The sequence below is a fragment of the Azoarcus sp. L1K30 genome, assembly GCF_018122735.1.
In the GTDB taxonomy this organism is placed as follows: Bacteria; Pseudomonadota; Gammaproteobacteria; order Burkholderiales; family Rhodocyclaceae; genus Parazoarcus.
The window spans coordinates 4495318-4509450 of the sequence record NZ_JAGRRD010000001.1; the positions used below are offsets into that span (position 1 = coordinate 4495318).

The window sequence follows — 14133 nt, forward strand, 5'->3', positions numbered from 1 at the left end:
GCGGGGCGATGGCAGCTTCGTCGACGTGGGCGCTCGAGGCGATGAATTTGTCGCTGGCGTTCATGGTTTGTCTCCTGAGGGGGTGGGTTCGTGGGCCGGCGTGGAAGTACGCGTCCGGCAGGTTGTTATTGGTAGGCGGGCTGCCGGCGGCGCAGGCATCACGCGCCGGCGTGTGGCCACATGGCGTGAAAATGGTGCACGGGTCCGTGTCCGCGACCGACAGCCAGCTCGCCTGAATGCGCAATCGCACCAAGAAGCCACTGCCGCGCCTGACGGACGGCGGACTCCACCGGCCGGAAGCCGCCCGCCTGGCGAGGCAGCAGCGCAGCAATGGCCGACGACAGCGTACAGCCGGTGCCGTGGGTGTTCCTGGTCTCGACACGCGGTGCAGGCAGTTCAACCATCCGGTCGCCGTCGAACAGCAGGTCTGTCAGATCGTTGCCGGGCAGATGCCCGCCCTTGAGCAGCACCCAGCGCTCGCTCGACAATGGCAGCAGTTCGCGCAGGCGCTCGGCGGCGCGATACATTTCCTTGACCGACTCGGGGGCACGCTGCTCGAGCAGCACGCCGGCTTCGGGCAGATTGGGGGTGATCATGAAGGCTTGCGGAAAAAGTGCATCGCGCATCATAGTGATGGCGCTTTTCGCGAGCAGCGAGTCGCCACTTTTTGCGACCATAACCGGGTCCAGCACGACATTGTCTGCGCGCCAATGGGCGAGCCGATCAGCGACTGCAGCGGTGACCTCGGCACTACCGAGCATGCCGATCTTGGTCGCGTGCAGGGTCACATCGGCAAACAGGGTGTCGATCTGCAGGCGCAGGAAGTCGATCGGCGGAACGTGGACGCCGGTCACTGCTTGCGTATTCTGTGCAGTCAGGGCAGCGACCACGGCGCAGCCATAGGCGCCCAGCGCGGAAAAGGTCTTCAGATCGGCGAGCACACCAGCGCCGCCGGACGGATCGACGCCGGCGATGGAAACAACGTTCGGAACGGTACTCGAGTGAACAGGTGATGGCTTCATGCTTGCGTTTCCCTACGCCGGTACAAGCCGGGTCAGGTTCGAAGGGTCTCTCTCAGCACGCACCGAGTGTGCGGGCACCCCCAACGGCAGATGGACGATACTGGATGAAGCGGTGCGTGACAAGGGATGTGTCGCCGTGTTCCGGCGTGGCCAGGGTCGAGTGACGATCAAACATTTTCCTCACCCGCACCCGCACCCGGCGCCGGCAAGATGCACAGCCGCCGGCGTCATCGGACGAACCGGCATGCGCGCGCAGACCTTAACCGAGGCGGCGCAGGTACTCGCGTGTGAAAATGCGCTCCGGGAGGTCTTTCAGCACCATGTTTGAGTAGCTCAGGACGGAGATTTCGCCCTTCTTCAGCGCATCTTCCATGACCAGTCGGGTGGGGCGGATGCGGCCGGCGAGTTCCTTGAACGCCTCGTAACGACAGGTCTTGAGCAGACGGCCGGAAAGGGCGTAGAACTCAGCCTTGAGCGGACGCCCGTCCTTTTCCGCGACCCAGTACTTGACCTTGGCGTAGGTGACGCCGCGATCAACCGCCGTAAGTTCGAGTACATGCGTCGACACGCCGTCCAGCGTTTCGGTGCCCGTCAGTCTCGGGGTGTAGTCGCCAGTGAAGTTTGCACGTGCGAGGTCGCCGTTCGATACCTGGCCCGTCAGGCGTTGCGCGAGCGACAGTCGTACCGGCTGCGATACGCTGGGCATGAATATCCACAGGTCGCGACCGCGCATCAGCAGCGCCTGGCCACGCTCGGAGGCCGGCTCCAGTGTCAGCACGATGGTGTTCTCGTTGCCGCGCGACAGAATGCGGAAAGTGCGCGATTCGCCCGCCTGGCCGTCGCTGAAATTCTGCACTTCGATTTCGGTCTGGAAGCTGTCGCGCGGGAAGCGGATCTCGTCTGCCTTGGCCACGATCCGGACTGCGGCCTCATCAACGACCTCTGCCGGGGGGCTCTCGTCGGCGGCGACCGCCGTTCCGAGGAGCGCAGGGGTCATCAGCGATGTGGCGAGCATGCCAAGGAATTTCCGGCGGGAGCGGAAGGGATGGGTCATGAGTGGTATCCTCTTGGCGTTTTCATAACTGTGTGGCGATGCCATGCCGCTTGTTCGAGTCGAAAATGTCAGCAAGCACTATCGTCTTGGCGATCAGGATGTTCAAGCCTTGGACGACATCTCGCTCGCGATCGAGCCCGGGGTCTTTCTTGCCATTGCCGGTCCGTCGGGCAGCGGCAAGTCGACCCTGCTCAATATTATCGGCTGCATCGACACCCCGAGCACTGGCAGGGTGATCATAAACGGCCACGATGTGTCCGGCCAGACGCCCGACCAACTTGCCGACGTCAGGGCGCGGACGCTCGGGTTCATTTTTCAGACCTTCAATCTGCTGCCGGTGCTCTCAGCAGAGGAAAACGTCGAGTATCCGCTGCTGCAGTTGCCGGAGCTGGGCAAGGCCGAGCGCAAGGAGCGTGTGGCGCATTATCTGGGCATGGTCGGACTGACGAAGTACGCCGACCATCGTCCGAACCAGCTCTCCGGCGGGCAGCGGCAGCGGGTGGCGATTGCGCGGGCACTGGCGACGCATTCGAAGATGGTGCTAGCCGACGAGCCGACGGCAAATCTCGACAGCAAGACCGGTGCGAGCATCCTGCGCCTGATGAAGGATATCAATCGCAAGTATGGCACCACCTTCGTGTTTTCGACCCATGACCGCAAGGTCATGAACATGGCCGACCGTCTTGTCCGGATTGCGGATGGCCAGATCGTTGCGCTCGGGATGCGTGCGGAAGGGCGCTGGGTGTTCGTGCAGGACAAGCGCCCCCAGGGAGAAGAAGATCCGGAAGTCTAGGAGCAGGGAATGCGAGTAGTGAAGGGAATGCTGGTAGCGGCGGCGTGCGCGGCGAGCACACTGGCGGCCGCGGGGGATGACCCCGAGCTGGATGCCTTGTTCGATATCGGCGCCTCGGCGCCGGCATCCGGCAGTGGTATCGCTCTGGGAGGTTATGCCGAATTCAGTGGTGCGTACACGACAGCGGCCAAAGGACACTGGTCGAAGCTGCGTGCGCGCACCGAATTGTCTGCCAACGGCAATGCGGGTGGCGGGATGAAGTGGCGGGTCACCGGCCGGCTCGAAGCCGATGCCGCGCAGAACCTCGAGGGTGATTTCTATCCCGATGCCGTGCGGCGCGATCAGCGCACCGACGCCGTGCTGCGGGAAGCCTATCTCGACCTTCCCGCGGGAGACTGGGAATTCCGGTTCGGCCGCCAGCAGGTCGTGTGGGGCGAGATGGTCGGTTTCTTCTTTGCCGATGTTGTATCCGCGCGCGACCTGCGCGAGTTCCTGCTGCCCGAATTCGAGTCGCTGAGAATTCCGCAGTGGGCGGCGCGTGCCGAGTATTTTGGCGCCGACACTCATTTCGAACTGCTGTGGGTACCGGTTGCCAGCTATGACCGCATCGGCAAGCCCGGCGCGGATTTCTATCCCTATCCTGCGCAACTCGTTCCCAGTGGCGTCGCGGTCGTTGAAAAGAAGCCCGACCAGGATGGGCGAGACGGCAACTGGGGCTTGCGTGCATCCAGGTTGATTGACGGGTGGGATCTGTCGGCCTTCTACTACGACAGCCGGAACGTCGAGCCCTCCCTGTATCGTGTGTCCTTTGCGCCGGCGTATGAATTGCGCCATGATCGGATTCGCCAGTTCGGCGGAACATTCAGCAAGGACATGGGGCCGTTCGTGCTCAAGGGCGAGGTCGTGCATGCGAGCGGACGCCGCTTTATTTCGCTTGATCCTAATGCGCCGTTTGGCTTGAGAAAGTCCGATACCCTGGATTACGCCGTCGGCGTCGATGTGCCGGTCGGAAGCGATTGGCGCTTCAATGTGCAGTACTTCGAGCGCCTGCATTTCAACCACGCAGACGGGATGCTGGTCGAGCGCAACGAGCCTGGCGCGACCTTCCAGGCTGTACATACATTCGGCAGCGAGTTCGAATTCGAGTTTCTTGCCGCATCCAGCCTGATTCGGCGCGATTTTATGCTGCGACCGAAACTGACCTGGAAGTTTGCCCCGGAATGGCGTGCGCTGATGGGTGTCGATTACTTCGAAGGGCGCCATACGGCCCTGTTCGGGCGTTTCGACGACAGCGACAGGGTGTACTTCGAAGTCCGGCGCTGGTTCTGAGTAGCGCGCCAGCAACTGCTGCGGCCTAGCGCCGCAGCAGTTGCTGGGTCAACTGTTTCTGTAGTGCGAGCATCTGCGCCGGAGGCGCAAACAGTCGATACAGGCTGCGGGTCGCCGCCGCCGCTTTTCCAGCATGTTCGGCCAGAAGCTCATCGACTTCGTGCTGCGACATGTGCATGAGTATGGCCGGTGCGCCCACCCGTGGGCAGATGCGCTCCTCTCCGACCACGCGGTAGCCCAGCATGCGGCGGTAGAACCCAGCGTGGCGCGGGTGCACCTCGATGAACAGATCGGTCTTCCGGTAGATCAGGCGGGCCAGTACGTAGACCATCTGGAACAGGTCGGCCATGACTTCGGCGGAGTTGTGTTCGGGGTCCATCGCCATGCGCGTCACCTCACACACGCGGCCGCCGGACTGTCGGGCAGCTTCGATTTCGGGATGGTAGAGCGTGTCGGCCATCAATCCGGTCGGGGAGTCGAGGCCGAGAGTGAGGGTGGCGAAGAAGTGGTCGCCACGACATGCTGCGATCGTGGTCTGGAACTCGGTGTGCTCGAGCTCGGGATGGTAGACGTGCAGACCCCGCGTCTGGTACATGCGCTCTATCAGTGCTGTGATGTGCGGCTGCAGGCCGGTGAAGCCATTTGAGCAGCGGATGTGATATCCATCCCGAATCATGGCAAACTCGCCGCCTGCGTCCGAGGCGAGTAACGATTGATCCGCATTTTCGTCAGCCTGCCCAGGCAGCGCCTGACTGGCATCGTGGCGAGCGGAGTCGGGCTGCAGTTGGCTACGTAGATTCATACGTGGGTGTGCTGCGCGTCCTGGCTGGAAAATGTTGGTTGGAAAAGCGTTTCTACCAAAGCATGCGACTTTAGTCATCATCGCTTTCACTTGCTGTAATCAATTGTGTAATTGTTCCTTCGGGCTGTCTATCGTATCTTCGTAGCATGTGGGTAGTTTTCCGGGCGTATCATAGGCGTCGTTCCGAAACAGGGGTGGGTTGAACATGATCAAACAAGCTTTCATCGCGTGGGCGGGGTACCGTCGATTTCTGGGGCTGGCGCTTCTTGCCGGATTGCTTGGCGGCTGCGCGTCGTCCTTTCCACCCGCGCCGATGTCCGCTGCCGATGCCGAGTACAGCTATGTCATCGGTGCCGGTGATACGGTCAATATCGTTGTGTGGCGCAATCCTGAGCTGTCGATGTCGGTGCCGGTCCGTCCCGACGGCAAGATCACGACACCGTTGGTCGAGGATCTGCCGGCGATGGGCAAGGACTCCACCACGCTTGCGCGCGATATCGAGAAGGCGTTGTCCAAGTTCATTCGCGAGCCGGTGGTTACCGTGATCGTGACCAGCTTCGTCGGGCCGTACAGCGAGCAGATCCGGGTCGTTGGTGAAGCAGCCAAGCCGCAGATTCTTGCCTACAAGCAGAAGATGACCCTGCTTGACGTGATGATCGCCGTGGGAGGCATCACCGAGTTCGCCGACGGTAACAGTGCGACGATCCTGCGCACGAGCGAAGGCAACAAGCAGTACAGCGTCCGGATCAAGGATCTGATCAAGCGCGGTGACGTTTCGGCGAACGTCGAGATGCGTCCGGGTGATGTACTCATTGTTCCGCAAAGCTGGTTCTGATTCTTTCCCATTCATCCAGTCCGGCGTGTCGTCCATTCGGGGCGCACGCTTGGGCGCGACCAAGATTGATCCATGGAAGAACTCGTAAGACAACTCGTCGGTTACCTGCGTGGCATGTGGCGCTTCCGCTGGTGGGGGCTGGCGCTTGCGTGGATTGTCGGTATTGTCGGCGGCGTGGTGATCTATACCATGCCCGACAAGTATGAGTCGTCGGCACGCGTATTCGTCGACACACAGTCCATCCTTCGGCCCCTGATGTCGGGCCTGGCAGTGCAGCCCAACGTCGACCAGCAGATTGCTATCCTGAGTCGCACCTTGATCAGTCGGCCTAACGTCGAAAAACTGATCACGATGGCGGATCTGGATCTGGGCGTACGATCAGCCAGTCAGCGTGAAGCCTTGATCGAGACCTTGACCAGAGGTTTGCAGATCCGCGGGACCGGGCGTGACAACCTGTTTACACTGGCCTATTCGGACGAGCAGGCAGAGCGTGCGCAGCGAATCGTGCAGGCGCTTGTGTCTCTCTTCGTTGAGTCGGGGCTGGGGGGAAAGCGGCAGGATACGGACACTGCGCGCCGCTTCATCGAGGAGCAGATCAAGAACTACGAGCAAAAGCTGGTCGATGCGGAGAACCGGCTCAAGGAGTTCCGTCTCAAGAACATGGCCTTGCTCGGGGATGGCGCACGCGACTACGTGACACAGATAGCGCAACTTAATCAACAGCTTGCGCAAGCGCGCCTGGAGCTGCGCGAAGCCGAGAACTCTCGCGATTCGATGAAGCGGCAACTCGTCGGAGAAGATCCGGTGCTTCTTCCGCCCACGCCGAACGCGTCGAATGTTTCGATCCCGGAGATCGATGGCCGCATCGACGCACTCAAGCGCAATTTGGACGACATGATGCAGCGTTTCACCGATCAGCATCCCGATGTGATCGGCGCGCGTCGTGTGATCGAGCAACTTGAGCAGCAAAAGCTGGCTGAAATCGAGGCGAGACGCAAAGCGGGACCCGCGCAGTTCGGATCACTCAATTCCAACCCTGTTTTCCAGCAGATGAAACTGTCGCTGGCCGAGTCCGAGTCTCGGGTGGCGTCGATGAAGGCACGGGTCAGCGAGTACGAGGCGAGACTTGCACAGCTGCAGAGTGCGGCAAAGATGTTGCCTGAACTTGAGGCCGAGATGACGCAGCTCAATCGCGACTACGCAGTTCACAAGGCCAACTATGACAGCCTCGTCGCGCGTCGCGAATCGGCGAACATCGCGGTGGAGATGGACAATCAGTCGGGGATCGCGGAGTTCAGGCTGATCGATCCGCCCAGTCTTCCAGTCAAGCCATCGGCGCCCAATCGCCTGCTCCTGATGCCCATGGCTGGTATGGCGGGACTGGCGGTGGGACTGGCGCTGACTTTCCTGATCAGCCAGCTCAAACCATCCTTTACAGATGGCCGGAGTCTGCGCGAAGTGACGGGGTTGCCGGTTCTGGGGACGGTTTCGATGTTGTCGACACCGGAGCGGCGCAAGGCCAGGGTGCGCGGTCTGTTTGCGTTCGGCACCGGCCTTGCGGGGTTCGTCGGGGCGATTGCGGTGGCGACGGTCGTCTTGAACTTCATTCAGGGATAAGCGGATAACCCGATGAGTCTGATCGAAAAAGCAGTACAGCGCCTGGACGCCCTGAAGCAGGCGGGCGCCGACAATATTGCCGAGGACAAGCAGAGGCCGCCCGTTGCGGACGTGCCCGCGGCAAAGCCGGCGGCTGCCGAGGTGCCAGTCCGTCAGCGCGAGAGTTCGTCTTCGGTGCCACTTGCCGATCCGATGCCAACGCCCAATCCGGCCGTTTCACGGCAGGTCGATATCGATCTGGTGCGCCTTGGCGCGATGGGCATGGTGACGCCAGATCTGCCGCGCGCTGCCATTGCAGAGGAGTTTCGCCTGATCAAGCGCCCCTTGCTCAGCAATGCTACAGCCACCGGCCCGACCGCGATCGACAATGGCAGCCTGATCATGGTGACCAGCGCGATGCCTGGTGAAGGGAAGTCGTTTACCGCAATCAATCTTGCGGTCTCGATGGCGATGGAACTCGATTACACGGTACTGCTGGTTGATGCGGACGTCTCACGTCCGTCCGTGCTCAATCGCCTCGGCCTGCCGCCTGAGCGCGGGTTGATGGACGTGCTGTCGGGTGAGGTGTCCAATCTTGGCGATGTCCTGCTTCGGACCAATATCGAAAAGCTGTCCATCCTGCCTGCCGGCATGCCCCACCCGCGCGCGACCGAGATGCTCGCGTCGGAGTCGATGAACCGGTTGCTCGAGCAAATCGCGAACCGTTATCCAGACCGGATCATCGTGTTCGATTCTCCGCCACTGTTGGTGACGACCGAGGCGCGTGTGCTGGCAACGCACATGGGGCAGGTCGTGATCGTGGTAGAGGCTGGCAATACGACCCATGGAACGGTCAAGCAGGCGCTGGCGACGATCGAGAATTGTCCGGTGAAGCTGATGGTACTGAACAAGTCCCGCGAAGATGCGGCGGGTTCCTACTATGGATATGGGTATGGCTATGGTGCGGAAGCCCGTTCTGAAGCAGCCTGACCGATGCGCGGTGCCGACAAGACTGTTGGCGATTGTGCTTGGGGTGGCCGGCTCATGTGGCGCGTTTGCTCAGGGTGTCGTCCTGACCCCGTCGTTGCAGACGCAACTCACATGGACCGACAACGTGGATGCATCCAGCGCAAAGGAGTCGGACTGGATTGCCGAGGTGTCACCCGGCCTGGCACTCTCTCGCGATAGCGGGCGCTTTAGCGGGACACTCAATGCGCGACTGCGCAATGTTATGTATGCAAGCGATGCCAGCCGCAATACGTCCTACGTCGACCTGCAGGGGCAGGGTGAAATCGAGGCGGCGGAGAACATGCTGTTCGTCGAACTTGCGGCGAACATCAGTCGCAACAACCTTTCGTCATTCTCGGGGCGAAGTGGCAACGACAACTTGAGTGTCGCCGCCACAAACGAGACGAGGACATGGTCGCTCGGCCCCCGGCTGGAGTTCCGCCTCGGTGACAATGCACGCGGTACCGTGCGTTATCGCTCAACCTGGTTGAGTTCCGGCAGCTCGCAGGTGAGCGACCAAAGACAGGGCTTGCTGACCGCGCAGCTCAGTGATCCGGCGGCTGGCAGCCTGTTGGGCTGGGGGCTGGACTACAGCCAGAATACGTCGGAGTACGACGATTCGACTACCCGCAATGTCACCCAGGAGACGGCGCGAGCAACGCTTTACATGAACGTGACGCCGCAGTTCCGGATGCGGGCTATCGGGGGGCACGAGTCAAATGACTACGCGTCTGCCCAGCGTGAGGGCGGGAGCATTTACGGCGGCGGATTCGACTGGAACCCGACTGAACGAACGTCCATTTCCGGCACGACCGAGGAGCGCATCTTCGGACGCGGGTACAATTTCAGTTTGAAACATCGCGCACAGCGGTCAACCTGGGATCTGAGCTACGTGAGAGACATTTCCTCGTCGCTGCAGACGTTGAGCGGCGGGATTTTCCAGGACCCGTTGTTCCTGGCGTTCTACAACGATCCGGCGATGATCGCGGCGCTGCCTGACAGTGCGCAGCGGGAGGCGTTTGTCCGCTTGCTGCTTGGCTACCCTGCTACTGGGGGTACGGGCGAGGTGGTGTCGAACGCTCATTTCCTGTCGAAATCACTGCGCGGCGCGTTCTCGCTGATCGGAGTACGCAATTCGTTCTCGATGTCTTTCATGCGCACCGACCGCGCGCGGCTCAGTTCATTGACCGGGCTTTCGGCGCAGGATGACTTTGCGCTGTCCGACACGGTGAAAACCAGTTCCGTGACCTTATCGTTCAACCATAAGTTGTCCGGCACCTCGTCGCTGAATACTGCTGTGACGCGGTCGCGCTCACAGGGGGCCTCGGGTACGGGGCTGGACACCAGACGGACCACGGCAACCGTTGGTGTAACGACCCAGCTCGGTGCACGGACAAACGCGGGACTGGCATATCGCTACCAGAGATCGGATGGCAGTTCCGCCTTGAGCGACTTCACCGAGAACGCAGTGACGGCCAGTCTCGGCATGACTTTCTGATCGGGCCTTCGATGTACGAGTCTTACTTCAAGTTTCGCGGCAAACCTTTCCAGCTCAACCCCGATCCCGCGTTTTTCTTCGGCAGTCGTGGTCATCGCCGGGCGATGGCCTATCTTGAGTACGGGCTGCACCAAAGCGAAGGTTTCATCGTCATCACCGGCGAGATCGGCGCCGGCAAGACAACCATCGTTCGCAGTCTGCTCGAGAAACTCGACCCCGAGAAGGTCGTCGCCGCGAACCTCGTCAGTACGCAGATCGACGCCAGCGAAATCCTGCATCTTGTAGCGACAGCATTTGGTTTGCCCAATCGCTCGCTGGACAAGGCCGGGCTTCTGCTTGCGCTGGAGACTTTCCTGGTTCAGACCGCAGCCGCGGGCAAGCGCGCACTGCTGATCGTAGACGAGGCGCAGAATCTCGCGCCTGCAGCGGTGGAGGAGCTGCGCATGCTGTCGAACTTTCAGCTCGAGGATCACGCGCTGTTGCAGAGTTTCCTTATCGGCCAGCCCGAGTTTCGCGACATCATGCAGGGCGCCGAAATGCAGCAACTGCGTCAGCGGGTCATTGCGTCCTACCACCTCGGTCCGCTCGATTCTGAAGAAACCAGGTCGTATATCGAGCACCGCTTGCGCCATGTGGGTTGGAGCGACGATCCCATTTTTGATAGCGAGGCGTTCGGGGCGGTCTACGGCTACACCGGCGGTATTCCGCGTCGGATCAATACCATGTGTGACCGCTTGCTGCTCGGCGCCTTTCTCGCGGATCGTCACAGTATTGGCGAGCATGACGTGCGTGAGGTGATCGATGAGCTGAAGGAAGAGTTCGCCACACGGCGCGTATATCCGACTGCTGGCGGGCCGACCGAGTGTGGAGGAGTCGTGGATGTGTCCGCGCTCGCGCTCGACCGCTTGCAGGTCAGCGACGCATTGCGTGAGACCGTGGCAGGTCTTCCCGCACAGACGGACATTCGGCGGCTGGAGGCTCGCCTGGTAGGGCTCGAGCACTCGGTGTCCGCGACGCTGAATGTCCTCAACCAGATCCTGCATGCGGTTCGTCGCGACCCACCATCCGGAGACTCGCAGGCATGAACGACAAGCTGCCTGAAGGCCCGCTCGCGCCCGTCATTTGCGTCGTTGGCGCACGTCCGAATTACATGAAGGTTGCACCGATCATTCGCGCTTTTGCGTCCCATTCGCCACCGATTCGTACGCTGCTGGTTCATACCGGACAACACTACGACCCCGCAATGAAGGATCGGCTTTTTACGGATCTGGAGCTTCCAGATCCTGATGTCAATCTGGCGGTGGGGTCGGGGACGCATGCCGTGCAGACGGCAGAGGTGATGAAGCGCTTCGAACCGATCATCGAACAATACGGCGCTCGTGCCGTGCTGGTGGTGGGCGACGTCAATTCGACGCTTGCCTGTGCGCTGGTTGCGGCGAAAAGGCATATCCCGGTTGTGCATGTCGAGTCCGGTCTGCGCAGCAATGATCGCCGTATGCCGGAAGAAATCAACCGTATCCTAACGGATCAGATTTCCGACGTTCTCTACACGACCGAGCGCACTGCGCATGCCAACCTCGAGCGTGAAGGGATTCCCGCAGGGCGGGCAGTGTTCGTCGGCAACGTCATGATCGACAGTTTGCGGGCCAGCCTTGCCAAGGCTGTTCCGGCGGCCGAATTGCTCGCCGCAGCCGGGCTCGATCCGCAGCGCATTGCCGGTGGTTACGGCGTCGTGACCCTGCATCGTCCCTCCAACGTGGACGATGTCCGGACGCTTGGCCCGCTTATCGACGCCTTGCGACAGATCGGTACGAAGCTGCCGCTGATCTTCGCGCTGCACCCGCGCACGCGGTCGAGTCTCGAGCGCTTCGGCATGCTTGATCGTCTTGATACGCCCGGATTCCTGATCTTGCCGCCGCAGGGCTACCTCGAGATGCTGGGGCTGATGTCCGATGCGACGATGGTCTTGACCGATTCGGGCGGGATACAGGAGGAAACGACGGCTCTGGGTGTGCCTTGCCTCACGATTCGGGAGAATACCGAGCGCCCCATTACCGTTGAGCAGGGCACCAACACGCTGGTAGGCATCGACCCGCGGGCCGTGATTGCCGCAGCGGATAACGTGCTGGCGGGCCATGGCAAGGCCGGATGCGTGCCCGAGAATTGGGATGGCAAGACGGCGGATCGGATTGCTTCCCATCTGTCCGCATGGCTTCTTGAGCATGAAGCCGCGCAGGCCGTAGAGACCTGAGCAGGGACGAACATGAAGCACTCGCTCACAAATGCGACGGCGTCGCCGATTACCAATGCGTTGACGATCGACGTAGAGGACTACTTTCAGGTCTCGGCGCTAGCGCCGCACTTCCCCCGCAACGCGTGGGATACCGTGCCATGCCGTGTCGAGCGCAATGTCGACCTGATTCTCGAGATGCTGGATCAAGCGGGTGCCAAAGCGACTTTCTTCACCTTGGGATGGGTTGCCGATCGTTATCCCCAAGTGGTTCGCCGTATCGTGGGTGATGGTCACGAGATTGCCAGCCACGGCTATAGCCACGAGCGTGCAAGCGCGATGACGCCGAAGGCGTTCCTGGCCGATATCGTGTTGGCGAAAGCCGTGCTGGAAGACATTTCGGGACAGGTGGTCACCGGCTACCGCGCGCCCAGCTTTTCAATCGGGCTGGCCAATCTATGGGCTCATGACACGATTTCTCAAGCGGGCTATGTCTACAGTTCAAGCGTCTATCCGGTGAAGCATGATCACTACGGCATTCCGGACGCGCCGCGCTTTCCGTATCTTCTGGCGTCGGGGCTGATGGAGATTCCGGTCACCACCATGCGCTGGCTTGGCCGCAACTGGCCCGCTGGAGGTGGCGGCTATTTTCGTCTGCTGCCCTATTCCGTGTCGCGTTGGCAGATTGCTAAGGTCAATCACGATGATGGGCGCCCGGCGATCTTCTATTTTCACCCCTGGGAGGTCGATCCCGCGCAGCCACGTGTTGCGGACGCTTCCGCCAAGACGCGTTTTCGCCACTATGTGAACCTGGCGCGAACGGAGCAGCGACTCAAGCGGTTGCTGGCCGATTTCCAGTGGGGACGCGCAGACGACGTGTTTCGCGATGCCGTCTGACAATACTTCAATCACTGCTATGGATCGTCTCCCCATTGTCGTCAAGAAGCTTTCACCGGCCGATATTCCGCGTTGGGATGCGTTCGTGAGGGCATGTCCTCAGGGCACCTTCTTTCATCTGGCTGCTTGGCAAGCCATCACGGAGCAGATTTTCCGGCACCGCACGTTCTTTCTTTACGCGGAGCGTTTGGGGGAGATCGTGGGTGTGTTGCCGCTGGCTGAGGTCAAGAGTCGCCTGTTCGGCCATGCCCTGACCTCCTTGCCCTTTTGTGTCTATGGCGGTGTCGCCGCGGATGCGGAATCGGAGGTCGAGGTGCTCGCGGCGCTCGAGGCAGAAGCTGACCGCCTCGCGCGCGAGCTGGGTGTGCAGCACCTCGAATACCGCAATCTGAGCACCCGCCACGCGGACTGGCCGCGGCAGACGTTGTATGTGACATTCCGCAAGCCCATCCTGCCGGAGGTCGATGACAACATGCTTGCCATCCCGCGCAAGCAGCGTGCGATGGTGCGCAAGGGGATCAAGAACGGTCTGTTGAGCCACATCGACCGCGATGTCGGCCGCTTTTTCGCCGTGTACGCGGACAATGTCCTGCGCCACGGTACGCCGGCGCTGCCCCTGCGTTTCTTCGAATGCCTGAAGGACACCTTTGGCGAGGACTGTGAGGTGCTCACGGTCACGGATGCGCAGGGCAAGGTCCTGTCCAGTGTGCTCAGTTTCTACTTTCGTGACGAGGTCCTTCCCTACTATGCAGGGGACGATCTCGCCGCGCGCGATCTGGCAGCCAACGACTTCAAGTACTGGGAGCTGATGCGGCGCGCGTGCGAGCGCGGCTGCAAGGTATTCGACTACGGTCGGAGCAAGGTGGGCACCGGACCATACAGCTTCAAGAAGAACTGGGGGTTCGAGCCGCAGACCCTGTCGTACGAATACCGACTCTACAAACGCGACAGCGTGCCTCAGAACAACCCGATGAACCCGAAATACCGGCTCTTCATCGCGCTCTGGAAGCGTCTACCCGTAGGGGTGGCAAATGCCGTCGGACCGCATATCGTGCGCAACCTGGGGTGA

General features: G+C 61.1%; 13 protein-coding genes and 1 riboswitch. Of the genes, 10 read left to right on the forward strand and 3 right to left on the reverse strand.

Going from position 1 to position 14133, the window contains the following annotated elements; all coding sequences use genetic code 11:
* Nucleotides 1–158: 158 nt before the first annotated feature.
* Complete coding sequence (gene thiD / locus J5J83_RS20715; RefSeq protein WP_212351896.1) at nt 159–1022, reverse strand: bifunctional hydroxymethylpyrimidine kinase/phosphomethylpyrimidine kinase; 864 nt, start codon at nt 1020–1022, stop codon at nt 159–161.
* Nucleotides 1015–1114: riboswitch (TPP riboswitch) on the reverse strand. (Overlaps the previous gene by 8 nt.)
* Before the next feature lie 167 nt (nt 1115–1281).
* Nucleotides 1282–2076 carry an outer membrane lipoprotein-sorting protein gene (locus J5J83_RS20720; RefSeq protein ID WP_212351898.1) on the reverse strand — a complete coding sequence of 265 codons (795 nt, stop codon included), beginning with the start codon at nt 2074–2076 and terminating at the stop codon, nt 1282–1284.
* A gap of 43 nt (nt 2077–2119) precedes the next feature.
* On the opposite strand from J5J83_RS20720, the gene J5J83_RS20725 reads away from it, so the two are divergent.
* Nucleotides 2120–2869, forward strand: a complete 750-nt coding sequence (locus tag J5J83_RS20725; RefSeq protein WP_212351900.1) for an ABC transporter ATP-binding protein — start codon at nt 2120–2122, stop codon at nt 2867–2869.
* Nucleotides 2870–2878: 9 nt separating this feature from the next.
* Entirely contained in the window at nt 2879–4198 is a 1320-nt protein-coding gene (locus J5J83_RS20730; RefSeq protein ID WP_212351902.1) for a DUF1302 family protein, read from the forward strand.
* Between the two features lie 25 nt (nt 4199–4223).
* Here the strand turns inward: J5J83_RS20730 and J5J83_RS20735 are convergent, their stop codons facing one another.
* Complete coding sequence (locus tag J5J83_RS20735) at nt 4224–5000, reverse strand: long-chain N-acyl amino acid synthase (RefSeq protein ID WP_212351904.1); 777 nt, start codon at nt 4998–5000, stop codon at nt 4224–4226.
* Nucleotides 5001–5205: 205 nt separating this feature from the next.
* On the opposite strand from J5J83_RS20735, the gene J5J83_RS20740 reads away from it, so the two are divergent.
* The 8 genes from J5J83_RS20740 (at nt 5206) to J5J83_RS20775 (ending at nt 14133) form a co-directional block, all read left to right on the forward strand.
* Nucleotides 5206–5835 carry an XrtA/PEP-CTERM system exopolysaccharide export protein gene (locus tag J5J83_RS20740; RefSeq protein WP_212351906.1) on the forward strand — a complete coding sequence of 210 codons (630 nt, stop codon included), beginning with the start codon at nt 5206–5208 and terminating at the stop codon, nt 5833–5835.
* Between the two features lie 72 nt (nt 5836–5907).
* A complete protein-coding gene (locus J5J83_RS20745) occupies nt 5908–7452 on the forward strand; it encodes an XrtA system polysaccharide chain length determinant (RefSeq protein ID WP_212351907.1) in 1545 nt (514 codons plus the stop codon).
* A 12-nt stretch (nt 7453–7464) separates the two neighbouring features.
* Entirely contained in the window at nt 7465–8421 is a 957-nt protein-coding gene (locus tag J5J83_RS20750) for an XrtA-associated tyrosine autokinase (RefSeq protein WP_212351908.1), read from the forward strand.
* Nucleotides 8384–9937, forward strand: a complete 1554-nt coding sequence (locus J5J83_RS20755; RefSeq protein ID WP_249115807.1) for a TIGR03016 family PEP-CTERM system-associated outer membrane protein — start codon at nt 8384–8386, stop codon at nt 9935–9937. Before J5J83_RS20750 ends, J5J83_RS20755 begins: the two co-directional genes overlap by 38 nt.
* 11 nt (nt 9938–9948) lie before the next feature.
* A complete protein-coding gene (locus J5J83_RS20760; RefSeq protein WP_212351909.1) occupies nt 9949–11022 on the forward strand; it encodes an XrtA/PEP-CTERM system-associated ATPase in 1074 nt (357 codons plus the stop codon).
* Complete coding sequence (gene wecB / locus J5J83_RS20765) at nt 11019–12188, forward strand: UDP-N-acetylglucosamine 2-epimerase (non-hydrolyzing) (protein ID WP_212351910.1); 1170 nt, start codon at nt 11019–11021, stop codon at nt 12186–12188. The genes J5J83_RS20760 and wecB overlap by 4 nt, the downstream gene beginning before the upstream one ends.
* 12 nt (nt 12189–12200) lie before the next feature.
* Nucleotides 12201–13064, forward strand: a complete 864-nt coding sequence (locus J5J83_RS20770; RefSeq protein WP_212351911.1) for an XrtA system polysaccharide deacetylase — start codon at nt 12201–12203, stop codon at nt 13062–13064.
* Nucleotides 13065–13083: 19 nt separating this feature from the next.
* Complete coding sequence (locus tag J5J83_RS20775; protein WP_212351912.1) at nt 13084–14133, forward strand: FemAB family XrtA/PEP-CTERM system-associated protein; 1050 nt, start codon at nt 13084–13086, stop codon at nt 14131–14133.